Source organism: Burkholderia sp. BCC0322, from assembly GCF_902833045.1.
Lineage (GTDB): Bacteria > Pseudomonadota > Gammaproteobacteria > Burkholderiales > Burkholderiaceae > Burkholderia.
In genome coordinates this window covers 47,191-69,334 of record NZ_CADFDU010000002.1, presented here as the reverse complement: position 1 = coordinate 69,334, position 22,144 = coordinate 47,191, and the positions used below count along the sequence as shown (strand labels likewise).

21 protein-coding genes and 1 pseudogene are annotated in these 22,144 nt (G+C 69.9%); 16 read left to right on the top strand and 6 right to left on the bottom strand.

Going from position 1 to position 22,144, the window contains the following annotated elements:
- Window positions 1-27: 27 nt before the first annotated feature.
- A complete protein-coding gene (locus HWX39_RS06440; RefSeq protein WP_175966270.1) occupies window positions 28-1,713 on the bottom strand; it encodes a metallophosphoesterase family protein in 1,686 nt (561 codons plus the stop codon).
- A gap of 318 nt (window positions 1,714-2,031) precedes the next feature.
- On the opposite strand from HWX39_RS06440, the gene HWX39_RS06435 reads away from it, so the two are divergent.
- The 4 genes from HWX39_RS06435 (at window position 2,032) to HWX39_RS06420 (ending at window position 4,250) form a co-directional block, all read left to right on the top strand.
- Complete coding sequence (locus tag HWX39_RS06435; RefSeq protein WP_175966268.1) at window positions 2,032-2,331, top strand: YXWGXW repeat-containing protein; 300 nt, start codon at window positions 2,032-2,034, stop codon at window positions 2,329-2,331.
- Between the two features lie 241 nt (window positions 2,332-2,572).
- A complete protein-coding gene (locus HWX39_RS06430; RefSeq protein WP_175966265.1) occupies window positions 2,573-3,337 on the top strand; it encodes an RNA polymerase sigma factor in 765 nt (254 codons plus the stop codon).
- The gene (locus HWX39_RS06425; RefSeq protein ID WP_175966263.1) at window positions 3,334-3,750 is read left to right on the top strand and encodes a hypothetical protein; all 417 of its coding nucleotides are present in this window, start codon (window positions 3,334-3,336) and stop codon (window positions 3,748-3,750) included. Before HWX39_RS06430 ends, HWX39_RS06425 begins: the two co-directional genes overlap by 4 nt.
- Window positions 3,747-4,250 carry a periplasmic heavy metal sensor gene (locus HWX39_RS06420; protein ID WP_175953836.1) on the top strand — a complete coding sequence of 168 codons (504 nt, stop codon included), beginning with the start codon at window positions 3,747-3,749 and terminating at the stop codon, window positions 4,248-4,250. Before HWX39_RS06425 ends, HWX39_RS06420 begins: the two co-directional genes overlap by 4 nt.
- 152 nt (window positions 4,251-4,402) lie before the next feature.
- Here HWX39_RS06420 and HWX39_RS06415 read toward each other — a convergent pair whose 3' ends face one another.
- On the bottom strand, window positions 4,403-5,260 hold the full coding sequence (locus HWX39_RS06415; protein ID WP_244134932.1) for an alpha/beta hydrolase: 858 nt from the start codon (window positions 5,258-5,260) through the stop codon (window positions 4,403-4,405).
- A 619-nt stretch (window positions 5,261-5,879) separates the two neighbouring features.
- On the opposite strand from HWX39_RS06415, the gene HWX39_RS06410 reads away from it, so the two are divergent.
- From HWX39_RS06410 to HWX39_RS06395, 4 genes are all read left to right on the top strand, one after another.
- Window positions 5,880-7,274, top strand: a complete 1,395-nt coding sequence (locus HWX39_RS06410; protein WP_175966261.1) for a DUF1800 domain-containing protein — start codon at window positions 5,880-5,882, stop codon at window positions 7,272-7,274.
- Window positions 7,271-8,434, top strand: a complete 1,164-nt coding sequence (locus tag HWX39_RS06405; protein ID WP_175966259.1) for a DUF1501 domain-containing protein — start codon at window positions 7,271-7,273, stop codon at window positions 8,432-8,434. Before HWX39_RS06410 ends, HWX39_RS06405 begins: the two co-directional genes overlap by 4 nt.
- Before the next feature lie 62 nt (window positions 8,435-8,496).
- On the top strand, window positions 8,497-8,715 hold the full coding sequence (locus HWX39_RS06400) for a YXWGXW repeat-containing protein (RefSeq protein ID WP_175967606.1): 219 nt from the start codon (window positions 8,497-8,499) through the stop codon (window positions 8,713-8,715).
- 163 nt (window positions 8,716-8,878) lie between these two features.
- Window positions 8,879-9,286, top strand: a complete 408-nt coding sequence (locus tag HWX39_RS06395; protein WP_175966257.1) for a lysozyme inhibitor LprI family protein — start codon at window positions 8,879-8,881, stop codon at window positions 9,284-9,286.
- A gap of 46 nt (window positions 9,287-9,332) precedes the next feature.
- Here HWX39_RS06395 and HWX39_RS06390 read toward each other — a convergent pair whose 3' ends face one another.
- Together HWX39_RS06390 and HWX39_RS06385 are read right to left on the bottom strand one after the other, a co-directional pair.
- Window positions 9,333-10,526: a tyrosine-type recombinase/integrase gene (locus HWX39_RS06390; protein WP_175966255.1), complete on the bottom strand. Its 1,194-nt coding sequence runs from the start codon at window positions 10,524-10,526 to the stop codon at window positions 9,333-9,335.
- A gap of 137 nt (window positions 10,527-10,663) precedes the next feature.
- Window positions 10,664-11,020: pseudogene (locus HWX39_RS06385) on the bottom strand (helix-turn-helix transcriptional regulator); the annotation flags it as partial.
- A gap of 172 nt (window positions 11,021-11,192) precedes the next feature.
- On the opposite strand from HWX39_RS06385, the gene HWX39_RS06380 reads away from it, so the two are divergent.
- Window positions 11,193-11,573, top strand: a complete 381-nt coding sequence (locus HWX39_RS06380; protein WP_175966253.1) for a DUF4377 domain-containing protein — start codon at window positions 11,193-11,195, stop codon at window positions 11,571-11,573.
- 9 nt (window positions 11,574-11,582) lie between these two features.
- Here the strand turns inward: HWX39_RS06380 and HWX39_RS06375 are convergent, their stop codons facing one another.
- Entirely contained in the window at window positions 11,583-12,971 is a 1,389-nt protein-coding gene (locus tag HWX39_RS06375) for a DHA2 family efflux MFS transporter permease subunit (protein WP_175966251.1), read from the bottom strand.
- Between the two features lie 158 nt (window positions 12,972-13,129).
- Here HWX39_RS06375 and HWX39_RS06370 point away from each other — a divergent pair, with 158 nt between their 5' ends.
- Window positions 13,130-13,990 (top strand): LysR substrate-binding domain-containing protein, encoded by an 861-nt coding sequence (locus HWX39_RS06370; RefSeq protein ID WP_175966249.1) that lies wholly within the window; start codon window positions 13,130-13,132, stop codon window positions 13,988-13,990.
- 51 nt (window positions 13,991-14,041) lie between these two features.
- Here the strand turns inward: HWX39_RS06370 and HWX39_RS06365 are convergent, their stop codons facing one another.
- Window positions 14,042-14,392, bottom strand: coding sequence for a VOC family protein (locus tag HWX39_RS06365; protein ID WP_011355015.1), 351 nt, complete (start codon window positions 14,390-14,392; stop codon window positions 14,042-14,044).
- Between the two features lie 260 nt (window positions 14,393-14,652).
- Between HWX39_RS06365 and HWX39_RS06360 the strand changes: the two genes are divergently transcribed.
- The 6 genes from HWX39_RS06360 (at window position 14,653) to HWX39_RS06335 (ending at window position 22,128) form a co-directional block, all read left to right on the top strand.
- Window positions 14,653-15,792: an LLM class flavin-dependent oxidoreductase gene (locus HWX39_RS06360; RefSeq protein WP_175966247.1), complete on the top strand. Its 1,140-nt coding sequence runs from the start codon at window positions 14,653-14,655 to the stop codon at window positions 15,790-15,792.
- Between the two features lie 165 nt (window positions 15,793-15,957).
- Window positions 15,958-17,151, top strand: coding sequence for an acyl-CoA dehydrogenase family protein (locus tag HWX39_RS06355; RefSeq protein ID WP_175966245.1), 1,194 nt, complete (start codon window positions 15,958-15,960; stop codon window positions 17,149-17,151).
- A gap of 10 nt (window positions 17,152-17,161) precedes the next feature.
- A complete protein-coding gene (locus HWX39_RS06350) occupies window positions 17,162-18,922 on the top strand; it encodes an FAD-dependent oxidoreductase (protein WP_175966242.1) in 1,761 nt (586 codons plus the stop codon).
- Window positions 18,919-19,437: a flavin reductase family protein gene (locus tag HWX39_RS06345; protein WP_175966240.1), complete on the top strand. Its 519-nt coding sequence runs from the start codon at window positions 18,919-18,921 to the stop codon at window positions 19,435-19,437. Before HWX39_RS06350 ends, HWX39_RS06345 begins: the two co-directional genes overlap by 4 nt.
- 15 nt (window positions 19,438-19,452) lie before the next feature.
- A complete protein-coding gene (locus HWX39_RS06340; protein ID WP_175966237.1) occupies window positions 19,453-20,502 on the top strand; it encodes a ferredoxin--NADP reductase in 1,050 nt (349 codons plus the stop codon).
- Window positions 20,503-20,541: 39 nt separating this feature from the next.
- Window positions 20,542-22,128, top strand: coding sequence for a FadD3 family acyl-CoA ligase (locus HWX39_RS06335; RefSeq protein ID WP_279613065.1), 1,587 nt, complete (start codon window positions 20,542-20,544; stop codon window positions 22,126-22,128).
- The last annotated feature ends 16 nt before the right edge of the window (window positions 22,129-22,144 follow it).

Sequence of the window (22,144 nt, the reverse complement as noted above, 5' to 3'; positions counted from 1 at the left end):
CGCCCGTCGCAACGGGTGCCCGCCCGGTCAGCGCTCGTTGCGCTTCTTGCTCAACTCGATCGTCTCGAACAGCTCGTAGTCGGCGGTCGGGTGCTGGTCGGCGCCCGGCGCGTGGTAGTAGCGCATCGTGATCGTCGTGTGACCGCCCGGCTTGCCCGGGTCGTGATCGAACACGGCGATCCCGTAGCCGGTGCCCGTATCGCGGCGCGCGGACCAGATCGCATCCTCGAGCGCATCGGCCGGCTCGCGCACGAACGTGTTCGGCGCCGTGCCCGGCACCGGCCGGTTCGGCTTCGTGAACACCTTCGCCCGCGCAAAGCCGGTCGCCGGGTTCTCGCCGTACACGTCGAGCGGCGCGCTGGTGCCGCCGCCGCCGAGGATCAGGTGGATCGTGCCGTGGCTCGTGTCGAACGTCGTGCGGTCCGGGTCGTTCGAGCCGACCGGACGCGGCTGCAGCGTCTCGACGACTTCGCCGGTCGTCGCATCGACACCCGCGCGGTGATTGCAGCCGCGCACCGGGTAGCTGCGCTCGTAGTCGTGATCGTGGCCGCACAGCACGAGGTCGACGCCGTAGCGGTCGAACAGCGGCAGCCAGGCTTCGCGAATGCCCTTGTCGGAACCGTTGCCCGTCTTCGACGAACTGAGCGCGTCCTGGTGCATCTGCACGACGATCCAGTCGATATCGTCGTCATGCGCGGCATGACGCAGCGTGTGTTCGAGCCAGCGCGTCTGCTCGCCGTTACTGTAGCCGCGCACGTAGAACGACGTGCCGGGCTCGATCGGCGGGCGGCCCGTGCTCGCGGCCGGCACGAGCGGCGCGGGGCCGCCGACGAACGCGGCGGCGTCCTGGTACACGACGTCGTCCGCATCGAGCGACACGAACAGCACCGAGCTCACGCGGAAGCTGTACCAGCGGCCCTGGAAGCGCGTGCCGTTCTCCGGCAGCGTATAGCGCGCGAGATACGAGTCGAGCCCCTGCGGGCCGTTGTTGAACTCGATCTCGTGATTGCCCGGGCACGGCATCCACGGACGATTCGCGGCCGACGTCTGGTTGTTGTTGCCGAAATCGCGCCACACGTCGGGCTGGTGCGCGGGGTTCAGGTTCGCGTAGCAGAGGTCGCCGTTCAGCAGGTGGAACAGCGGCTGGAATTGCTCGACGGCCTGCACCGCGAAGCGGCTCTGCGGCGACGACAGCACCCACGCGCCGTTCGGCGTCGCGAGATCGCCGTAGCTCGTGAAGCGGAACGGCGCGCGGCCGCGCGGCGCCGTCGAGAAAGTCGCGGAGAACGGCTGCGCGGCGTTGCTGTCGTTGTCGGCCGTGATCTCGTAGCGGTAGCGCGTATTCGGCTTCAGCCCGTGCACGCGTGCGTGGTACGTAAATACCGTCTCGCCGTTCAGGCCGTCGGTGTACAGGCGCTGGACGCCGTGCACGGTGCGCGCGGGCTCGCCGTCGGCGACGATGCGCGCGCGCGGATTGACGGCCGACGCGAGCGATGCCCACGAGATCACGACTTCGGACGCCGGGTCGTTGCCCCACGTCAGGTGAACCTGTTCGGGCGTGCCGTCCGGGTTCGACGCGGCGGCCCTGGCTGCCGCGAGGCCGCCGGCGGCGGTAGCGAGGCCGGATACGCCGGCGAGTTTCAGGAAGCCGCGACGCGACACGGACGCGGCCGGCTCGTTCGGCTGGATCGGGGAGTTGTCCTGGTTCGACATGGTCGGTGTTTTCGTTGGTGGAGACGCGAGATGTGGAACCGCCTGGCCGCGCGCGCGGCCAATGCGTGAGCCGGAAACGAGCGGGATCCCGGTGCGAGTCATTGTCGGAGGGCAGTTTTGCCGAGTTGTGACAGCAGGGCAACCCCGCGCAAGTTTGGCTCATGCCCGGGCGTGCGGATCGTGCCATCCGGCCTGCGCCGACGTGCATCCGGCTCGGCCGAAATTTATTTGCCGCCACCGCGACGGATTCTGTTCGCCCGCGCCGTTTAACGCATGAACGGCCGCTACCGGTCGATACTCGTTACTTCGGAATCTTTCATGAAGCTTTCCACGTCATTGCGGTTTGCCACGGCATGCGTGGCCGCGCTGGCCGCGTCGGCGGCCTTCGCACAGGCCGTCATCGTCGCGCCTTACGCGCCGCCGCCGCCTCGCGTCGAAGTGATGCCGGCGCCACGCGCGGGCTACGTGTGGGACCAGGGCCACTGGCACTGGCGGCAGGGCCGCTACGTGTGGATTCCGGGCCACTGGCAAGTGGTTCGCGTCGGTTATCACTGGGTGCCGGGCCACTGGGCCGCGCGCGGCCCGGCGTGGCGCTGGGTTCCGGGCCACTGGGCCTGATGCGCATGCCGCCGCACGGCACGCGGTGCCGGCGCGGCGGCTGTCTCCCGCAACGTCATGAGGCGCAGCCATGCCTTTTCGAACCGTGGTGATACTGGCGGCCGCCGTCATCGTGCTGGCCGGCTGTGTCGTGGTGCCCGCGCGCCCGGCCTATTACCGGCCCGCGCCGGTCGTCGTATATTGAGCACGCCGGCCGCCGCTCGCGCGAACGGGCGGCCGGCACCCGATCGACCCGATCGCCATGCAGCCTGAAACGGATGCCGATGAAACGGACCTTGCCGAGGCCGTGCGCGATGCGCGCGGCGAGCCCGAGCCGCCAGTCTGGCGGGGCCGGGTAATGACGCGGCGCATGCAAGGAGAGCACGACGATGAGTTTCAGTCTGCCGGCGGGCGCACCGACGATCGCGCCGCGGCACAGACGCGCGATGCGCTGGAGCGCCCCGCGTTGAGCGACGTCGATCCGGACGCGGCCCTGGTCGCACGGGTCGGCGCGCGCGACGCGTCGGCCGTGCGCATGCTCGTCGCGCGCAAGCTGCCGCGGCTGCTCGCGCTCGCGACGCGCATGCTCGGCGACCGCACGGAAGCCGAGGATGTCGCACAGGAGACGTTCTTGCGGATCTGGAAACAGGCGCCGGGCTGGCGCGAAAGCGAGGCACGGTTCGACACGTGGCTGCATCGCGTCGTGCTGAATCTGTGCTACGACCGCTTGCGCGGCCGCCGTGAGGAGCCGGTCGAAGTGTTGCCCGACGTGCCCGATCCGCAACCGGAGCCGGCCATGCGTGCGGAGCTCCGCTCGCGCGACGCGCGCGTGCGGCAGGCGCTCGCGGCGTTGCCGACGAGGCAGCGCGAAGCGCTCGTGCTCCAGTACTATCAGGAAATGTCGAACGTGGAGGCGGCCAACCTGATGGGCATTACCGTTGACGCGCTGGAAAGCCTGCTCGCGCGTGCGCGGCGAAACTTGCGCGCGCAACTGGCGGGCGATTCACCTAGCGAGGACATCCGATGACACCCGAACGATTTCGCACCATCGTCGCCGCGTACGGCTCGGATGCGCGGCGCTGGCCGGACGGCGAGCGCGCGGCCGCCGAGGCATGGGCGCGCGCGCATCCGGGCGACGCATTGGCGGCGCTGGACGATGCGGCCGAACTCGATGCGTGGCTCGCCAACGATACGGTCGCACCGCCCGCACCGGCGCTCGTCGAGCGCATCGTCGCGACGGCGCCCGCACCGCGGCGCGCGCGGCGGCGCGGCGCCGTGTGGTGGTCGGGCGCGGCATTCGCGGGCGTGGGCCTGGCCGGCGCGCTCGCGGGTGCGGTGGCCGTGTCGATGCTGATGTTCGGCAGCGTGCCGCCTTCGCACGAGCCGGGCTATCTGACAACGACGTTCGGTGGGCCGAGCGTGGACTGGAGTGATGAATGAGTGAGCGTGGCTGGAAGTTCGTCCTCGTCGGCTCGGTCGTGCTGAACGTATTCATGCTCGGCGCGATCGGCGGCGGTGCGTATCAGTGGTTTTCGACGCATCGCGACCTGCGGGCCGCGGGTGCGCCTGCGTCGCGCACTGCATTGCGTTTCGCCGCGGACGAATTGCCTGACGCGCGCCAGCAGGCGTTCGTTGCGGCGCTGAAGGCGGCGCGCAAGGACGGCCGCGATTTCGCACGGGAAGGGCGCGACGACCGGATCACCGTGCTGGATCTGCTCGCCGCGCCGCAACTCGATCGGACGGCGATCGACGCCGCGCTCGAACGTACGCGTGCGGCCGATACCGCGCTGCGTGCGCAGGTCGAGCGCAGCGTCGTCGATTTCGCGGCGACGCTGACGCCGGACGAGCGTGCGAAGTTCGTCGACGGGTTGCGGCGTAGCGGCAACTGGCGGCTGCCGCCGAAGTGGCAGAAGCAGCAGGGCGACGCGGCGAGTCGATAAATCGGCAAGCAAACGCCGCGCGGGCGACGTGCGACGGCGTGCCCTGTCAGTGATGCGCAACGCGTACGCGGCGTGTCGATCGACAACGCTTGCAGGCACGCTTCAGCGAAGCGTCGCGACGCAACTGCGACGGCGCTACGCCGCGCGCACGTTCAACGTGCAAGCATCCACGCGGCGATCGCGTCGACCACGCCGCTCTCCAGGCCATTGAAGCCGTGATAGGCAAATGCCTCGCACGGATCGCCCCGGGACGTGCCGCCCGACACGATCATCAGGTCGGTTTTGGGCGACGCCTCCAGTTTCTTCATCAGCGCGTCCGTTTCGGATACCGGACAATATTTGCAGCCGTCATTCTCGTGGTGAACGACGAGCACCGGAATCCTGAGGCTGGCAAGGTTCATGTCCGTGACAGCGGTGCCGCCTCGATCGTCGCGGAGGATGGTGGATGTCAGCACGATACCGTCGGGCCCGCCGCCGCCGGCCAGCGCGATCGCAATGGCAGCGGCGGACTGGGTGCCGCGGCTCGTCCCGACCAGCCATACAGGTACGTGCAGTTGCTCCCGCAACCAGGCGATCACGGCACGCGCGTCGTCGGCGTGTTCCTTCGAGAGTCGAAAGCCGTTGAGGTAGGGCGCGGATTGCCGGTCACTCGGTGCGTCGATGACCGCGACGGCGATGCCGTCCTTCACGAACAACTGCCTGGTGCGGACGAGAAAGTTGCCGGTGCCCCACCCGAACCGTCCGGACGGCTCCAGTTGCAGCCCGCCGTGCCCGCCGGCATAGAGAATGGCCGCGGCCTTCGGTGCTTCCGGCGCGATGAAGAGAAACCGCTGAGTCACGCCGGGACGGGTCGGGACGTCGACCACCTTGGGCTCGTTCTGCGCGTGTGCCGGATAGCCGTGCAGCGTCAGCGCGACCGCAAGCAGCCACGCGCGGGTCCAGCGCGAGGGCGGACGCATCGAACCGAAACAACGAAACCGCGCACGCAAGCTGACGGGAAGAGTGGGCATCGTAGCGGTGGCCGGCGCAATCCGTCGTGGCAGGCGGGAATGCGGCAGCTTCTCCTGGTCGATGGAGTGGCGCCACGTCGACGCGAGACGTGGCGAGCGGTGGCTGCAAGAACGGTCGCCTTGCTGCCGACGCGCGACGCCCGATGCGATTCGACGAACCGAACGATTTCGCCGTGATTGCGCTTGAGGGCACACGCGTCGTTTTTCATGCGAACGTCGTTACACGAGTCTAGATCGCTTTTCGCGAAGGGCAAGCGCCTGGCGGCTTCGACGCGGCAAGCGGTGATTCGCAGGTGCCGGGCATCCGCGAGCGAGCGCGCCGATCCGAGCCGGTCAGGTTTGCGAAAGGTGAAACACCTTTCATCCGTATTTCGAAGCATGCCCAGCCTCCGGCAACGCACGGAGCGGCGATACGGCGGTACGGCGGCCGAGCGCCCCCGATTCGCCGCAACCGTCAGTAACCGTCAGTCGAATCCGTGATTGAAATTCGAGCTGCAACACGCACGCATTCAAAGCCGCGAGACAAACCCGCGAGACAAACCCGAAATATTTGCCTTCCGCGCGACGGATTTCCCGCCGACCGACGTTAAACACGGGTACGCATCGCGAGAGCCCTTTCATGGACCACCCGAACGACATCACACCGGCCGCCATCGCGCTGAACCGCTTCGGTCTCGGCGCGCGCGCCGACGAAGCGCCGCCTGCCGACCCGAAGGCGGCGCTCGTCGCGCAATTCGACCGTTACGACGCGCGGCCGGCCGCGTGGGCCGGCGAACCCGACGCGGTCGCGCTCGCGACGCGCTTTGCTAACGCGCGCAATGCGATGACCGGCAACGATCCGGCGACGAAGCGCGCGACCGAGCAGTCGATCCGGCGCGACGGCAACGACACGTACCGCAGCGCCGTCGTCGCGCGGATGAACAGTGCGCTGAATACGCCCGCGCCGTTCGTCGAGCGTCTCGTGCATTTCTGGGCGAACCATTTCGCGGTGTCGGTCGACAAGGGGCCGGTGGCGGCCTACGCGGGCGCGTTCGAACGCGACGCGATCCGCCCGCACGTGCTCGGCCGTTTCGAGGACATGCTGGTTGCCGTCGAACAGCATCCCGCGATGCAGCTCTTCCTCGACCAGGCGCGCTCGGTCGGCCCCGACAGCCCGGCCGCGCTGCGTGCCGAGGCACGCAATCCGGCGGCCAGACGGGGGCTCAACGAGAATCTCGCGCGCGAAATCATGGAGTTGCACACGCTCGGCGTACGCACGGGTTACACGCAAGCCGACGTGACGGAATTCGCACGCGCGCTGACCGGCTGGAGCATCGCCGGCGGGCGCGGCCCGCAGCCCGGCGATGCGGCGCCCGGCGCGTTCGTGTTTCGCCCGAAACTGCACGAGCCCGGCGTGCGTAACGTAATGGGGCGCAGCTACGACCAGCCCGGCGAAGCGCAGGCGCGCGCGATCCTGCACGACCTCGCGCATTCGGAGGCGACCGGCCGGCATATCGCGTTCCAGCTTGCCCGTCATTTCGTCGCCGACAATCCGCCGCCCGCGCTGACCGATCGGCTCGCCCGCGCGTTCGATGCGAGCGGCGGCGATTTGCCGACCGTCTATCGCGTGCTCGTCGATGCGCCCGAGGCGTGGGCGCCGGTCAACCGCAAGTTCAAGACGCCGTGGGAGTGGGCCGTGTCGTCGCTGCGAGGGCTCGGCTGGCACGACACGGGCGACCTGAAGGTCGCGCCGCTGCTCACGCAGCTTGGCCAGCCGGTGTGGCGGCCCGGCTCGCCGGCCGGTTACGACGATGTTGCCGCGAGCTGGGCCGCGCCCGACGCGCTCGTACGCCGTGTCGAGCTCGCGCAGCGGCTGGCCGCGCGCACGGGCGACCGGCTCGACCCGCGTGCGCTCGGCAACACGCTGCTCGCCGGTTCGTTGAGCGCGCCGACGGCGACTGCGTTGTCGCGCGCCGAAAGCGCGACCACGTCGCTCGCACTGCTGCTCGTATCGCCCGATTTCCAACGGAGATGACCATGGCACTGTCCCGCCGACAATTCCTGAGCGTGGCCGCCGCCGGCGCCGGCGCGATCCTCGTCGCACCGCGGATCGTGTTCGCGAACGTCGAGACCGATCGGCGCTTCGTGTTCGTGATCCAGCGCGGCGCGGCCGACGGCCTGAACATCGTCGTCCCGTATGTCGAGCCCGCGTATGCGTCGCTGCGCGGCCCGCTGGCGATCGACGCGTCGTCCGCGACGCGGCTCGACGGCACGTTCGCGCTGCATCCGTCGCTCGCACAGACCGCGCAGTTGTACCGCGACGGGCAGGCGTTGTTCGTTCATGCGATTGCATCGCCGTATCGCGACCGCTCGCATTTCGACGGCCAGAACGTGCTCGAGACGGGCGGCCGCGCGCCGTACCAGGTGAAGGACGGGTGGCTGAACCGGCTCGCCGCACTGCTGCCGGCCACGCGCGAAAACGCGATCGCTTTCGCGCCGACCGTGCCGCTCGCGTTGCGCGGCGCCGTGCAGGCCGCGTCTTACGCGCCGTCCGGCTTGCCGGCCGCGCCGGACGACCTGCTCGCACGCGTGTCGGCGCTCTACGAGGCCGACGCGCAACTCGGCCCGCTGTGGCAGTCGGCGATGGACGCGCGCGGCCTCGCCGGCGATGCGCATGCGCGGCAGGATCCGGCCGGGGTCGGCAAGCTCGCCGCGACGTTTCTCGCTCGCGACGACGGCCCGCGCATCGCGATGATCGAGACGGGGGGCTGGGACACGCACAGCGCGCAGAACGCACGGCTCGCGAATCAGCTGAAGGCGCTCGATACGATGCTCGCCGCGCTGCGCGACGGCCTCGGGCCCGCGTGGCAGCAGACCACGGTGCTGATCGCAACGGAGTTCGGCCGCACGGCGGCCGCGAACGGCACGGGCGGCACCGATCACGGGCAGGCGTCGGTCGCGATGCTCGCCGGCGGCGCGGTGGCCGGCGGCCGCGTGATTGCCGACTGGCCGGGGTTGCGGCCGGGCGACCTGTACGAAGGGCGCGACCTGAAACCGACCGCGTCGCTCGACGCGCTGATCTCGGGCGCCGCCGCCGAAAGCCTGCGGCTCGATCCGCGCCGCACCGCGTCCGCGCTGTTCGCGGAAAGCGGTGCGACGCGGCCGATGAGCGGGCTGATTCGGGGATCCGCCTGACGCGCGGTGTTGCCGCTTCGGCACTGAACCAACCACTACACAAAAAGGGAGAATCCTGGATGATCAAGATCCGATCCGTGTCGCTCGCCGTGCTGCTGACGGCCGGTGCGGCGCTGATGTCCGCATGCGTGGTCGAACCCGTGCGGCCGCCACAGCCGGCGCCCGTCGTCGAGGTGCCGCCGCCGATGCCTGCGCCGGGCTATCGCTGGGCGAAGGGGCATTACCGGTGGGCCGGCAACCACTGGGCGTGGGTGCCCGGGCATTGGGTGGGCGTGTACTGATCGAGTGTGACGCGCCGTGCGGCGCAGGTGCCGGGATGGCGAGCCGCGTATTGAAATGCGACGCGCGCTGACCTAAGCTCCCGGGTCGCTGCGACGGGCAGGCCCGTTCGCGCGCCAGGGCGAGCCGATCCGCGGCCGCCGCCTTCTTCGTTACGGCACCCACATGAAAGCATGGCTCGTTGCGCTGGCCGTCGCGGCCGGCATGACCGGCATGACCGGCGCGCACGCCGCGTCGTTCAACTGCGCGAAGGCGTCCACGTTCGTGGAGCGCGAAATCTGCGCCAATCCGACGTTGTCGCATCTCGACGATGCGCTCAACGCGGATTATCAGCGCATGCTCTACGATTTCAGCAACTATCCGGTCGAGGATCCGCCCGAGTACGAGCAGTTCATGGCGACGCAGAGGGCGTGGCTGAAGGCGCGTAACCGCTGCACGACGACGCAGTGCCTGGTCGACAGTTACCGCAAGCGCGTCGACGTGATGTGCGGGCAGATCGACTGGCAGGTGAAAAGCGACCGCGCGAAATGCCGCGGCAACGGTGGCCTCGGCGGGCTCGACCTCGACCACTGAGCGCGGACGCGCTGCGCGACCCGCGACTCATCGGATCGGTGCGCACCTACCACCCGATCCGGTGCTTCTCCTCCGTCTCGCGATGCCGCCAGTCGTCGTCCGCGTGCAGGTACTGGCTCGTCGTCGTGAGCGATACGTGGCCGAGGTTGTCGCGCACGAGCCGCAGGTCGACGCGGCCGTCGGCCATATGCGAGCCCGCGCTGTGTCGCAGCCAGTGCGCGGACGCCTGTTCGAGCACGCGCGCCTGTTGTTCGCCGGCTTCGCCGTTCGCGCGCAGCCGGTCGGCCGCGAGCCGGAACACCTGCTTCACGATCCGGTGCAGCGCTGCGCGCGTGAGCGGCTTGCGCGCGTGGCCGGCCGGCAGCACGAGCGGCGTGGGCTCGCCGTCGGACGGCAAGGCGGGCAGGCCATGCGTGCGCCGGTAACGCGCCAGCTCGGCCATCATTTCGTCGGTGGCCGGCACGAGCCGCTGCCGGCCGCCTTTGCCCGCGACATCGAGCCACCAGCGGTCGCGCCCGTCCGCATCGCGCCGGCAGAAGAACTGGCCCATCGTCGTATTGGCCGCTTCGGTGATGCGCAGCCCGCCGAGATACAGCAGGGTGAACAGCCAGCGCGCGCGATCCGCATGGAAGCTCGCCCGCGCGTCGTCGCGCGGCATCGCGGCGATGGCGTCCTTGACCGACTGCCACAGCGGCTGCCCGAGATGGCGCGTGACGCGCGGCGCGGGCCGGCGTTGCCGCTGCCGCGACAACGCGAGCGGATTGCCGGCCAGATAGCCGGCCTGCACGAGCCACGAGAACATCACGTTCAGGATCACTAATGCCTGCCGCTGGCTGGCCGCCGACAGCGGCCCGTAGAACGGCCGCCAGCGCGGATCGTCGCGCGGATGCTTGCGCCCGCCGTTCGCGCACCACAGTTCGGCCGGCTCGGGGGCGAGCAGGAACTGCCGGTAGACGACCAGATCTTCGTGCGTGAGCGACGACAGCGGCTTGCCGCACGCGATCACGGCCCACAGCAGCAGGCGTTCCGCTTCCTTGCGGTAGTTCTGGAACGTGGTCGGCGTATCGACGAAGCGGGCGAGCCAGGCGTGCACCGCGTCGAGGTCGTTGGTCGCGGCAATCTGCGGATGCGCGCTGGTCGAGCGGTTGGTGCCCGTGCGTCCGTCGAGCGCGGCCGGCACGGTCAGCGCATCGATCGGCAGCGGGCGCAGCGCGGTGTCGGACGGAACGGGCGAGGTCATGCGAAGTGGAGTGCGCGGCGCGGATCGTTCGCGTGGAGAAGGGCGGACGAACGCAGTGCGATCAGGCATATCGGGAAGCGTCGATGGTACACGATCGCCACGCGGTGAATCCGCCGTCGTGACGATGGCCACGCGCCTCACCCCAGCGACGGCACGCTGTTCGGCAACGTCCTGACGAGCGTCGCCTGCCGCGTGACATCCGTCTTCGAAAAAATCGCGCGCAGGTGCGAGCGCGCGGCGTGCTTGCCGATCGCGAGCGCGTCGGCCGCTTCCTCGAGCGTCTGCCCGTCGACGAGCGCGAGCGCCAGCGCGGTTTCGGCCGGCGTGAGTTCGAACCGCTTGCGCACGATGTCGTGCGACGGCTGCGACTTGCGTTCGGCATCGCGGATGAAGCTCGCGCACGCCGGCCGGCGCGGATTGTCTTCCGGCCATTCGCTGAGCGGCACCGCGCAGATCGGCACGCCGAGCGGCGGCTTGCCGGACGGGCGCGGCACGGGCGAGCCGCCGGCGGCGACGCGCACGGCGGAACGGGATCACCGTAACGTATCGGCTCGCGCGCGACATCCCACGAATGAACGCGGCGGAGTGCGTTCTGTAAGCTATTTGTGAACTTTCTTGCCGTGGGGGCCTCTAATCGGCCCTTCAACGCTTCGTGAGGAACATCCGATGATTCGCCAGTCCAGAACGCTGCTCGGCGCGGCCGTCATTGCCGGCAGCACGCTCCTCGCCGGATGCCAGACCGACGCGGTCGCCACGTCGCCGAACGCGGTGCGCCCGGCCGGCAGCCAGCCGGTGACCAAGATCGTCTATGTCGCGCCGCAATCCGCGCGCTGCACGGGCGTCGCGCCGATGGAGTGCCTGCAGGTGCGCAACGGCCCGAACGAGCCGTGGAGCCTGTGGTACGCCGGTATCGAAGGCTTCGCGTACCAGCCCGGCTACCTGTACACGCTCGAAATCGACGAATACCACGTCGCGCAGCCGCCGGCCGACGGATCGTCGATCCGCTGGGTGCTCAAGCGCGTCGTCGAGCGCCGCCAGGTGAACTGACGGCCGCGCTCACGCGGACGGGCGCGCTGCGGCACTGGCCGGCGGGGCGGCCGCATCGATCCGCCGGAACACGACGGACGACAGCAGCGTCACCACGCCCATGCATGTGAACGACAGCATGAACCCGTGCGCCATCGAGCCCCAATGGGCGGCGAACAGGTTGACGAGGCCGCCGCCGATCGATACGCCGAGCCCCATCGCCAGCATCTGCATCATCGTGAACAGGCTGTTGCCGCTGCCGGCGTCGGCATGCGACAGCCCCTTCAACGTCACGCCGTTCATCGCCGCGAACTGCATCGAGTTCGCCGTGCCGAACACGATCAGCAGCGCGCCTTCCAGTAGCGGCGCGGGCCGCGCCGACACCAGCGCGAACCCCGCGATCGCGCACCCGACGATCCCCGTATTCACGACCAGGAACGCCGCGTAGCCGAAACGCTTCACGAGCGGCGCGATCCAGCGTTTCGCGATGACGCCCGCGATCGCGGCCGGCAGCATCATCAGCCCCGACTGCAGCGGCGTGTAGCCGAGCTGCACCTGCATCAGCAGCGGCAGCATGAACGGCACCGAGCTCGTGCCGATCCGGCACAGCAGATTCCCGAGCAGCCCCGAACCGAAGTTCGGCTCGCGGAACAGCCCGAGCCGGAACAGCGGCTGCGTGCGCCGCCGAGCGTGCGGCAGGTAGGCGAGCGCGCTTGCCAGGCCGAGCACGGCGAGCCCGGCCGCCCACGCGGCGCGATGCGCGGACATCGGCGGGTCGATCGCGAGCGACAGCGCGATCATCGCGGCCGACAGCAGCGCACAGCCGACGAAGTCGAACGGCGGCGGCTGTTGCGCCTGGTCGTGCGGCAGGTAGCGCTGCACGGCGAGGAAGCCGACCACGCCGACCGGCACGTTGACGATGAACACCCAGTGCCACGAAATCGCCTGCGTCAGCCAGCCGCCGAGCGTCGGCCCGACGATCGGCCCGAGCTGGCCGGCGATCGACACGAATGCGATCGCCGCGACGTACTGTTCGCCCGGCACGCGGCGCAGCACGGCGAGCCGCCCGATCGGCAGCAGCATCGAGCCGCCGATGCCCTGCAGCGCGCGCGCGGCGACGAGCTGGCCGAGCGTATGCGACGCCGCGCAGCCGATCGACGCCAGCACGAACACGAGAATCGCGAGCGAGAACACGCGGCGCGTGCCGAACCGGTCGGCCAGCCAGCCGGACGCCGGCGTGAGCATCGCCATCGTCAGCGTATAGACGACCACGACGGGCTGCATCGCAAGCGGCGACGCGTGCAGGCTTTGTGCGATCGAGGGCAGGGCGGTGTTGACGATCGTCGTGTCGAGCGACTGCATGAAGAACGCAGCGGCGACGATCCAGAGCAGCGCGGAGTGTGTGGGTTCCCGGGACATGGCGAAATCGGTGGTGCAAAGGCCGGCGCGGGTGGCGCCTTGACGCGGTTGCGCGGCGCCTGCCGGTCTTCAAGCGCACGATGGTACCGATTCCGACGGTCATCGGGAAGCCGCCTGAAGGCGTTGACTGTCATCGGTAATGCCGATGACAATGCGCGATGCTCAATCCCGTCTGGCTCAACACGTTCGCGACCGTCACGAATTGCCGCAGCTTCACCGAAGCGAGCCGGCAGCTCGGGCTCAACCAGTCGAGCGTCAGCGAACACATCCGCCGTCTCGAAGAGAGCGTCGGCCGGCGGCTGTTCGTGCGCGACACGCATTCGATCGCGATGACGGCCGACGGCGAGGCGCTGCTCGTGCATGCGAACGTGATCCTGCAGGCGCTGAACCGCGCGGAATCGCAGTTTCGCAAGCCGAGGCTGCAGGGGCTGGTGCGGCTCGGTGCGCCGGACGACCTCGCGCTCGTCGCGTTGCCGGATGTGCTCGCCGGGTTTCGCGCCGCGCACCCGGACGTCGCGCTGGAGATCACCACCGGCATGACGAGCCGGCTCTATGAAGGGCTGGACGCGGGCGCGCTCGACCTGATGATCGGCAAGCGGCGGCTCGGCGAGCGGCGCGGCACGCCGCTGCTGCGCACGCGGCTCGAATGGGTCGCGCGGCCCGGCACCGTCGTCGATCCGGAGCGGCCGCTGCCGCTCGTGCTGGTCGCCGAGCCGAGCGTGACGCGCGCGATCGTCCTGAACGCGCTGGCGGAGAAGGGAATCGGCTGGGAAGTCGTGTGCTCCAGCAGCAGCCAGCCGGGCTGCATCGCGGCCGCCCGTGCGGGGCTCGGCCTGACCGCGACGTCGCATTACTTGTCGACGCGTGGGCTCGCGCCGCTGGTCAACGGCGACGCGCTGCCGGTGCTGCCCGACATCGAATTCATCGCGCTGGCCGCGAAGCGGCTCAGCCAGCCGGCGCGCACGCTGCTCGAGTTGCTCGAAGCGAGCGACCTGAGCACGCCGGGCGCGCACGCGTAACGGCCCTGCCACGCGCACGGCGCCCGCATCCGGCGCCCGCGCCGCGTGCCGTCATGCGGCCCGTTTCTGCGAAATCACGAGCAGCGCGCCGTTCTTGTCCTCCAGCACCGCGCGGTATTCGTGCGGCCCGGCCTGCACGGGCACGCGTACCGACGCACCGGCCTTCACGACCCGCGCCATCGCCGCATACAGGTCGTCGTCCTCGTCGACGCGCAGCGTGAGCGCCGCGCGCTCGACGATCTGCTCGTCGCCCGCGACCAGCGCGATCGTCAGCGGGCCGCCGTCGAGCGCGCAATAGCGGTCGCCGTCGCGGAACTTCACGTTCAGGCCGAGCCCGTCGACGAACAGCGGCAACGCCGTGTCGATGTCGTCGACCGGATACAGCAGCATCGATACCTTCATCCCGGTTCTCCCTTGTCTTGATGTGGGCGGCGTGCAACGTGCCGCCTTTCGATGCTAGCGCGCCGCCTGCGCGCTCACGCAGTCCGATCGGATGACGGTGAAACCCCTCTGTCCCCGCACGCATGCCGTTACTCCAAACAGACGATGTCCGCACCGGCCCGCGCGCCGACACTCCCATTCGTGGACCGTCGCGCTTCGTCCGTATCGTGCGGGCGGGTTGCACGACCCCGACTCGTCCAACATACATGGAGACGCACGCAATGAAGTTTTCCCTCATCTACGAAGCCCAGACCACCGACGCATCGCGCGAGGGCGACCACCGGGTGTTCAAGGAAACGGTCGAACAGGCGCTGCTCGCCGAGCAGGTCGGCTTCGACACGATCTGGTGCGTGGAGCACACGTCGCTCACAAACTATGCGCACATGAGCGCGCCGGAAACCTTCCTTGCGTACCTGGCCGGCCGCACGACGCGCATCGGGCTCGGCCACGGCGTCGTGTGCCTGCCGCCGGCGATGAACCACCCGATCAAGGTCGCGGAGCGTGTGGCACTGCTCGACATCCTGTCGGGCGGCCGTGTGCACTTCGGCGTCGGCAAGGGCGGCAGCCAGCAGGAAGCCGGCGCGTTCGGCTACGACCTCAACGAGCTGCAGCCGATGATCGACGAATCGATGTACCTCGTGCCGAAGATGTTCGTGCAGGACGAGATCGAGCACGACGGCAAGTACATCAAGATTCCGAAGCGCCCGATCCACCCGAAGCCGTTCCAGGATCCGCACCCGCCGATGTACCTCGCGTGTACCAACACCGACGCGCTGCTGCGCGCCGGCCAGCGCGGGATGGGCGCGCTGGTGCTCGGTTTCGGCGGCCCCGACGAAGTCGCGAAGAAGAACGCCGTGTATCGCGAAGCGTGGGCGAACCGCAAGCCGGAAGACCAGGTCGGCTTCCGCCCGACCCAGCACCTCGCGGCGCTGTGCCCGACGGTCGTGATGGCCGACGGCCAGGCCGCCCGCAAGATCGGCATCCGCGGCCAGCGCTACTTCATGGAATCGCTCGCGTACTGGTACACGGGCGGCGAGCGTCCGGACCCGGCGAAGTGGGGCGACGACCTCGTGCAGGCCGACACCGGCGAGATGGTGATCCGCTCGCGCTTCGCATCGGAGGAAGTCGTCGTGAACTTCGCCGACCCGGCGCTCGCGATGATGAACCCGAACCATGCGTACGGCACGGTGGACGACTGCATCGGCTATGTCGGCCGCCTGCAGGAAGCCGGCGTCGACGAAGTGCTGTTCCTGTGCCAGATGGGCACGGTGCCGCACGACGCGCAGATGGAGACGATCCGCAACATCGGCGAGCACGTGATCCCGTTCTTCAACAAGGAGCAGGAACGCGCCTGCGCGTAAGGCGGGTCGGGCCACGCCCGTCGTCCCTTCGGACGATGCGGCGCGGCCGCGCGACGCCGACCATCGACGGTGGCGAGCATTGCCCGCGGCCAGGCCGCGCAGAACAACCATGAACGAGAGCAGGGCAGGCGCCGCGGCGCACGCCCCGTTTCACAGGAGACATTCGTGCATCGCGACAACGATTCGAACGCACTGGCCGCCACGCTGATCGCCCGGGCCGAGGCACTGGCGCCGACGCTGGCCGGCCGCGCCGCGCAGGCGGAAGCGCAGGGCCGCATCCCGGCCGAGACGATCGCCGACATGCAGGCCGCCGGCTTCTTCAAGGTGCTGCAGCCGAAGCGCTACGGCGGCTACGAGCTCGATCCGCAAGTCTTCTTCGACATCCAGATGGCGCTCGCGCGCGGCTGCATGTCGACCGCCTGGGTGTACGGCGTCGTCGGCGTGCACAACTGGCAGCTCGCGCTGTTCGACGAGCGCGCGCAGCAGGATGTGTGGGGCAACGAACCGGCGACGCTGATCGCGTCGACCTACATGCCGGTCGGCCGCGTGACGCCGGTCGACGGCGGCTTCCGTCTGTCGGGCCACTGGAAATTCTCGAGCGGCAGCGAACTGTGCGAATGGGTGTTCCTTGGCGCGCTGGTGCCGCCTGCCGAAGCCGGCCAGCCGCCCGAATACCGCACCTTCCTGCTGCCGAAATCCGACTACCGGATCCGGCAGGACTGGGACGTGCTCGGCCTGCGCGCGACGGGCAGCCACGACATCGTCGTCGACGACGTGTTCGTGCCCGCGTACCGCACGCACAAGGCGATCGACGGGATGATGGGCACGAGCCCGGGCCTCGCCGTCAACGACGCGCCGCTGTTCAAGCTGCCGTTCGCGCAGATCTTCGTGCGTGCGGTGTGCACGTCGTGCATCGGCGCGCTGCAGGGCGCACTCGACGATTTCACCGGCTATGCGGCGACGCGCGTGTCGGCCAACAGCGGCGCGAAGACGTCCGACGATCCGGGCGCGCAGAACGCGTGCGCGAACGCGGCGGTCGCGATCGACGAGATGACGGTGCTGCTCAAGCGCAATTTCGCGGAACTGATGGCGTCGGTCACCGGCGGTCCCGCCGTGTCGATCGGGCGCCGCGTGCATTTCCGGTACCAGTCCGCGCAGGTCGCGGAGCGCTGCGCGCAGGCCGCGAACGCGCTGCTGCGCTACGCGGGCGGCAATGGCATCTATCACCGCAATCCGCTGGTGCGCCGCTTCCTCGACCTGCACGCGGCCCGCGCGCACTACGCGAACAACGTGGACCGCTTCGGCCAGAACCTCGGCGCCGTGTTGCTCGGCCGCGAGAACACCGACTTCTTCATCTGACGAGGCCGCGATGAACGACCCGCAAGCACCGCAATACGTGTTCGACGTGGTGGTCGTCGGTTCGGGCGCGGGCGCGCTGCTCGCCGCGTGCCGCGCGGCCGACCGCGGCCTGTCCGTCGTCGTGATCGAGAAGACGGCGCTGTACGGCGGCACGTCGGCCGTCTCGGGCGGCGGCATCTGGGTGCCGTGCAATCACCATATCGCCGAGCTCGGCGCGACCGATTCGCGCGAGGCCGCGCGCGGTTATATCGCAGCCTGCGTGGCCGGCGAATCGACGCGCGAGAAAATCGACACGTATCTCGACCGCGCGCCGGAGATGCTGCGCTACCTGGAATCGAAGACGCCGGTGCGTTACCAGTCGCTGCCGAAGTACGCGGACTATTTCCAGAAGGTGCCGGGCGCGATGCCGGGCTACCGCGCGCTCGATCCGCTGCCGTTCGACGGCGGGCTGCTCGGCGACGAATTCGACCGGCTGCGGCCGGCGTCGCCCGGCACGCTGATCGGCGGGCGCGTGGCAGTGACGTCGAAGGAGGCGCACACGCTGTTCTCGCGCGGCCCCGGCTTCATGAAGCTCGCGATCGCGCAGTTCGGCCGCTACTGGCTCGATGTCGGGATGCGCCGCCGCACGCGGCGCGACCGGCGCCTGACGCTCGGCAACGCGCTGATCGGCGGGCTGCGCCGTGCGCTGCTCGATCGCAACGTACCCGTGTGGCTCGATACGCCGATGCGCGACCTGCTCGATGCGGACGGCCGCGTGACGGGCGTGCGCGCGCAGCGCTTCGGGCAGCCCGTGACGATCGCCGCGCGGCGCGGCGTGATCCTCGGCGCGGGCGGCTTCGAGCGCAACCAGCCGATGCGCGAGCGCTACCTGCCGCAGCCGACGCAGGCGCAGTGGAGCGCGACGCCGCCCGCCAACACCGGCGACGCGATCGCCGAAGGCCACCGGCTCGGCGGCGCGCTGGCGCTGATGGAGCACGTGTGGGGCGCGCCGACGGTCGGTGTCGCGGGGGAGGAGAAGCAGCGCGCGCTGTTCGTCGAACGCAACCTGCCGGGCTGCGTGATCGTGAACGGCCTCGGCAAGCGTTTCGTCAACGAAGCCGCGCCGTATTCCGAATTCGTGCCGGCGATGTATCGCGACCATGCGCGCACCGGCGCGAGCGTGCCGGCATGGATGGTGTTCGACGCGCGGTTTCGCCGCCAATACCCGTGCGGGCCGATCATGCCGGCGTCGATGATGCCCGATTCGCGGATTCCGGCCGCGTTCCGCGACGTGATCGTGAAGGCCGACACGGTCGACGCGCTGGCCGCTCGCATCGGCGTCGATGCGGCCGGCCTGCATGACACGCTGCGCGACATGGCGCGCTACGCGGCCACCGGGATCGACGAGGCATTCGGCAAGGGCGACAACCTGTTCGACACGTACTACGGCGATCCGCGGAACAAGCCGAACCCGTGCCTCGGGCCGGTCGACCAGGCGCCGTTCTACGCGGTGCGGATCGACGCGGGCGACATCGGCACGAAGGGCGGGCTCGTCACCGACGTGCACGCCCGCGTGCTGCGCGCCGACGGCGAGCCGATCGACGGCCTCTATGCGATCGGCAACACCAGCGCATCGATGATGGGCGCGAGCTACCCCGGCGCGGGCTCGACGCTCGGCCCGGCGATGACCTTCGGGTATCTCGCCGCCGACCACCTGGCTGCTCGCGCAGCTGACGCCGGCGGCCCGCCCGCCCGGCCATCCACGACAGAACTTGACGGAGTCCGACCATGAGCGACCTCACCCCCCATCCGCTGCGCACCGACATGCTGCTCGCGATGCGCCGCCTCGCGCGCTCCGTCACGGTCATCAGCAGTGCGCACGACGGCCGGCGCTACTCGATGTCCGCGACGGCGGTCGATTCGCTGTCGACCGATCCGCCTTCGCTGTTGATCTGCATCAACCGCAGCGCGTCGCTGTACCCGCCGCTCGACGCGGGCGCGGGGTTCTGCGTGAACGTGTTGTCGGCGGCCCACGAAGGGATCGCGATCGACTGCAGCGGCCGCCTGAAGGGCGAGGCGCGCTTCACGACCGGCGACTGGCACACGTCGCCGCACGGCGTGCCGTATCTGCGCGACGCACAGGCGAGCCTCGTGTGCGAACAGGACGGCCGCTTCGAATACGGCACGCACACGGTGTTCATCGGGCGCATTCGCGAGGTGCTGATGAGCGGCGACGTCGATCCGCTCGTCTATCTCGACGGCGCCTACACGACGCCCGGCGCGCCGGTGGCCCGTGCGGCCGCGTGACGTGAGGAGCCGGCCATGAGCGATTCGCGCTTCCATCGGCTGACCGTTGCCGAAGTGATTGCCGAAAGCGACGACGCGTGCTCGTTCGTGTTCGACGTGCCGGCCGCGTTGCGCGACGCATTCGCGTACCGGCCCGGTCAGTTCCTGACGCTGAACGTGCCGTGCACGGACGCGACCGTCGCGCGCTGCTATTCGCTGTCGAGCGCGCCGGGCATCGACGCCGCGCCGAAGATCACCGTCAAGCGGGTGCGCGACGGCCGCGCGTCGAACTGGCTGTGCGAGCGCGTGAAGGCGGGCGACGCGCTCGACGTGCTGCCGCCGGCCGGCGTGTTTACGCCGCGCACGCTCGACGGCGACCTGCTGCTGTTCGCGGGCGGCAGCGGCATCACGCCCGTGCTGTCGATCCTGAAATCGGCGCTCGTGCACGGACGCGGGATGCTGACGCTGATCTATGCGAACCGCGACGAACGCTCGGTGATTTTCCGCGACGAACTGCGGCAGCTCGCGCAGCGCCATCCGGGCCGCGTGCGCGTGATCCACTGGCTCGACAGCGTGCAGGGCATCCCGCAGCAGCGCCATCTCGAGGAACTCGCACGGCCGTTCAGTCAGCAGGAGACGTTCATCTGCGGGCCCGCGCTGTTCATGGAGAACGCGCTGGCCGCGATGCTCGGCCTCGGGTTGCCACGGGCCCGCGTGCACGTCGAGCGTTTCGCGTCGCTGCCCGATGCGCCGGCGCAGGCTGCCGAGACGGCTGCGTCGGGCACAGCGGCGGCCGCGGCGTCGGGCGACGTCGCGGCGATCGAGATGGTGCTCGACGGCGAAGCGTTCGCGTTCGACAGCGCGCCCGGCGAAACGCTGCTCGACGCGATGCTGCGCGCGGGCGTGCCGGCGCCGAATTCCTGCCGGATGGGGCAATGCGGCGCGTGCATGTGCCGGATCGAGCGCGGCGAGGTCGCGCTCGACAGCAACCACGTGCTCGACGACGACGAGATCGCGGCCGGCTGGACGCTCGCCTGCTGCGCCCGCCCCGCGAGCGACGCGCTGCGCGTGGTGTTTCCCGACTGAGCCGTGGCGCGCCGGTGGCGCGCGCGGCCACCCTGATCGATGACGATGGACAACGAAATCCTGACCACGCCCGCGCTGATCGCACGGGCAGCCATGCAACACGGCGCGCATCCGGCGATCGAGTCGGAGCATGGCCGGCTGACCTACGCGGGGCTCGACGCGGCGCGCCTCGACGCGGCCCGCGCGCTGCTCGCGAGCGGCATCGCGGCCGGCGACCGCGTCGCGGTGTGGGCGCCGAACCTGCCGCAATGGATCGTCGCGGCGCTGGCGATCCACACCGTCGGCGCGATCCTCGTGCCGGTCAATACGCGAATGAAGGGGATGGAGGTGGGCGGCATCCTGCACGACGGCGGCGCACGGCTGCTGTTCTGCTGCGGCACCTTCCTCGGCGAATCCTATCCGGCCATGCTCGCGCCGCACCGGCCCGCGACGCTCGAGCGCGTCATCGTGTTCGACGGCGAGCCGCCGCCCGGTGCGCGCGACGAGACCTGGAACGCGTTCCTCGCGCGCGGCGCCGAGGTGCCGCTGGCCGCGGTGCGCGAACGCGAGGCGCAGGTGACGCCCGACACAGTGATGGACCTGATGTTCACGTCCGGCACGACCGGCCGCCCGAAGGGCGTGATGACCGCGCACGGCCAGAACCTGCGCGCCGCGCAGGCGTGGGCGGCGATCGCGGGCGTGCGCCACGACGACCGCTACCTGATCGTCAATCCGTTCTTCCACACGTTCGGCTACAAGGCCGGCTGGCTCGCCGCGCTGTCGAGCGGCGCGACCGTGCTGCCGCATCTCGTGTTCCAGCCGGACGACGTGCTGCGGCGCGTCGCCGACGATCGCGTGTCGGTGCTGCCCGGCCCGCCGACGCTGTACTACGCGCTGCTCGACGCCCCCGATCGCGCGACGCGCGACCTGTCGTCGCTGCGGATCGCGGTGACGGGCGCGGCGGCGATCGCGCCGAGCCTGATCGAGCGGATGCGCGCGGAGCTCGGCTTCGAGACGGTGCTGACCGGCTACGGGCTGACCGAATCGTGCGGTTTCGCGACGCTGTGCCGTCAGGGCGACGATGCCCAGACGGTTGCCTATACGTCCGGCCGGCCGATGCCGGATGTCGAGCTGCGCATCGCGGGGCCGGACGGCGCGCCGCTCGGGCCGGGCGAGACCGGCGAGATCTGGGTGCGCGGCTACAACGTGATGCGCGGCTACTTCAACCAGCCGGACGCGACGCGCGAGACCGTCGATGCCGATGGCTGGCTGCATACGGGCGATCTCGGCTGCGTCGATGCGAACGGCAACCTGAAGATCACCGACCGTATCAAGGACATGTTCATCGTCGGCGGCTTCAACTGCTATCCGGCCGAGATCGAGCGGCTGCTCGCCGCACATCCGGCGATTGCGCAGGTTGCGCTGGTCGGCGTGCCCGATACGCGACTCGGTGAAGTCGGGCACGCGTATGTCGTCCTGCGGCCGGGCGCGCATGCGGACGCCGACGAACTGAACGACTGGGCGCGCCGCAACATGGCGAACTACAAGGTGCCGCGGCATTTCACGTTCGTCGCGCAACTGCCGACGAGTGCCGCGGGGAAGGTGCTGAAGTACCGCCTGCGGGCGGGGAGCGAGGCGGCGGCCTGAGCGGCGCCGCGACACA

What these genes read in the sequence shown, in the direction of transcription:
- HWX39_RS06440 (WP_175966270.1), bottom strand. Translation starts at nt 1,713, where the DNA reads ATGTCGAACCAGGACAACTCCCCGATCCAGCCGAACGAGCCGGCCGCG.
- HWX39_RS06435 (WP_175966268.1), top strand. Translation starts at nt 2,032, where the DNA reads ATGAAGCTTTCCACGTCATTGCGGTTTGCCACGGCATGCGTGGCCGCG.
- HWX39_RS06430 (WP_175966265.1), top strand. Translation starts at nt 2,573, where the DNA reads ATGCAGCCTGAAACGGATGCCGATGAAACGGACCTTGCCGAGGCCGTG.
- HWX39_RS06425 (WP_175966263.1), top strand. Translation starts at nt 3,334, where the DNA reads ATGACACCCGAACGATTTCGCACCATCGTCGCCGCGTACGGCTCGGAT.
- HWX39_RS06420 (WP_175953836.1), top strand. Translation starts at nt 3,747, where the DNA reads ATGAGTGAGCGTGGCTGGAAGTTCGTCCTCGTCGGCTCGGTCGTGCTG.
- HWX39_RS06415 (WP_244134932.1), bottom strand. Translation starts at nt 5,260, where the DNA reads ATGCCCACTCTTCCCGTCAGCTTGCGTGCGCGGTTTCGTTGTTTCGGT.
- HWX39_RS06410 (WP_175966261.1), top strand. Translation starts at nt 5,880, where the DNA reads ATGGACCACCCGAACGACATCACACCGGCCGCCATCGCGCTGAACCGC.
- HWX39_RS06405 (WP_175966259.1), top strand. Translation starts at nt 7,271, where the DNA reads ATGACCATGGCACTGTCCCGCCGACAATTCCTGAGCGTGGCCGCCGCC.
- HWX39_RS06395 (WP_175966257.1), top strand. Translation starts at nt 8,879, where the DNA reads ATGAAAGCATGGCTCGTTGCGCTGGCCGTCGCGGCCGGCATGACCGGC.
- HWX39_RS06390 (WP_175966255.1), bottom strand. Translation starts at nt 10,526, where the DNA reads ATGACCTCGCCCGTTCCGTCCGACACCGCGCTGCGCCCGCTGCCGATC.
- HWX39_RS06380 (WP_175966253.1), top strand. Translation starts at nt 11,193, where the DNA reads ATGATTCGCCAGTCCAGAACGCTGCTCGGCGCGGCCGTCATTGCCGGC.
- HWX39_RS06375 (WP_175966251.1), bottom strand. Translation starts at nt 12,971, where the DNA reads ATGTCCCGGGAACCCACACACTCCGCGCTGCTCTGGATCGTCGCCGCT.
- HWX39_RS06370 (WP_175966249.1), top strand. Translation starts at nt 13,130, where the DNA reads ATGCTCAATCCCGTCTGGCTCAACACGTTCGCGACCGTCACGAATTGC.
- HWX39_RS06365 (WP_011355015.1), bottom strand. Translation starts at nt 14,392, where the DNA reads ATGAAGGTATCGATGCTGCTGTATCCGGTCGACGACATCGACACGGCG.
- HWX39_RS06360 (WP_175966247.1), top strand. Translation starts at nt 14,653, where the DNA reads ATGAAGTTTTCCCTCATCTACGAAGCCCAGACCACCGACGCATCGCGC.
- HWX39_RS06350 (WP_175966242.1), top strand. Translation starts at nt 17,162, where the DNA reads ATGAACGACCCGCAAGCACCGCAATACGTGTTCGACGTGGTGGTCGTC.
- HWX39_RS06345 (WP_175966240.1), top strand. Translation starts at nt 18,919, where the DNA reads ATGAGCGACCTCACCCCCCATCCGCTGCGCACCGACATGCTGCTCGCG.
- HWX39_RS06340 (WP_175966237.1), top strand. Translation starts at nt 19,453, where the DNA reads ATGAGCGATTCGCGCTTCCATCGGCTGACCGTTGCCGAAGTGATTGCC.
- HWX39_RS06335 (WP_279613065.1), top strand. Translation starts at nt 20,542, where the DNA reads ATGACGATGGACAACGAAATCCTGACCACGCCCGCGCTGATCGCACGG.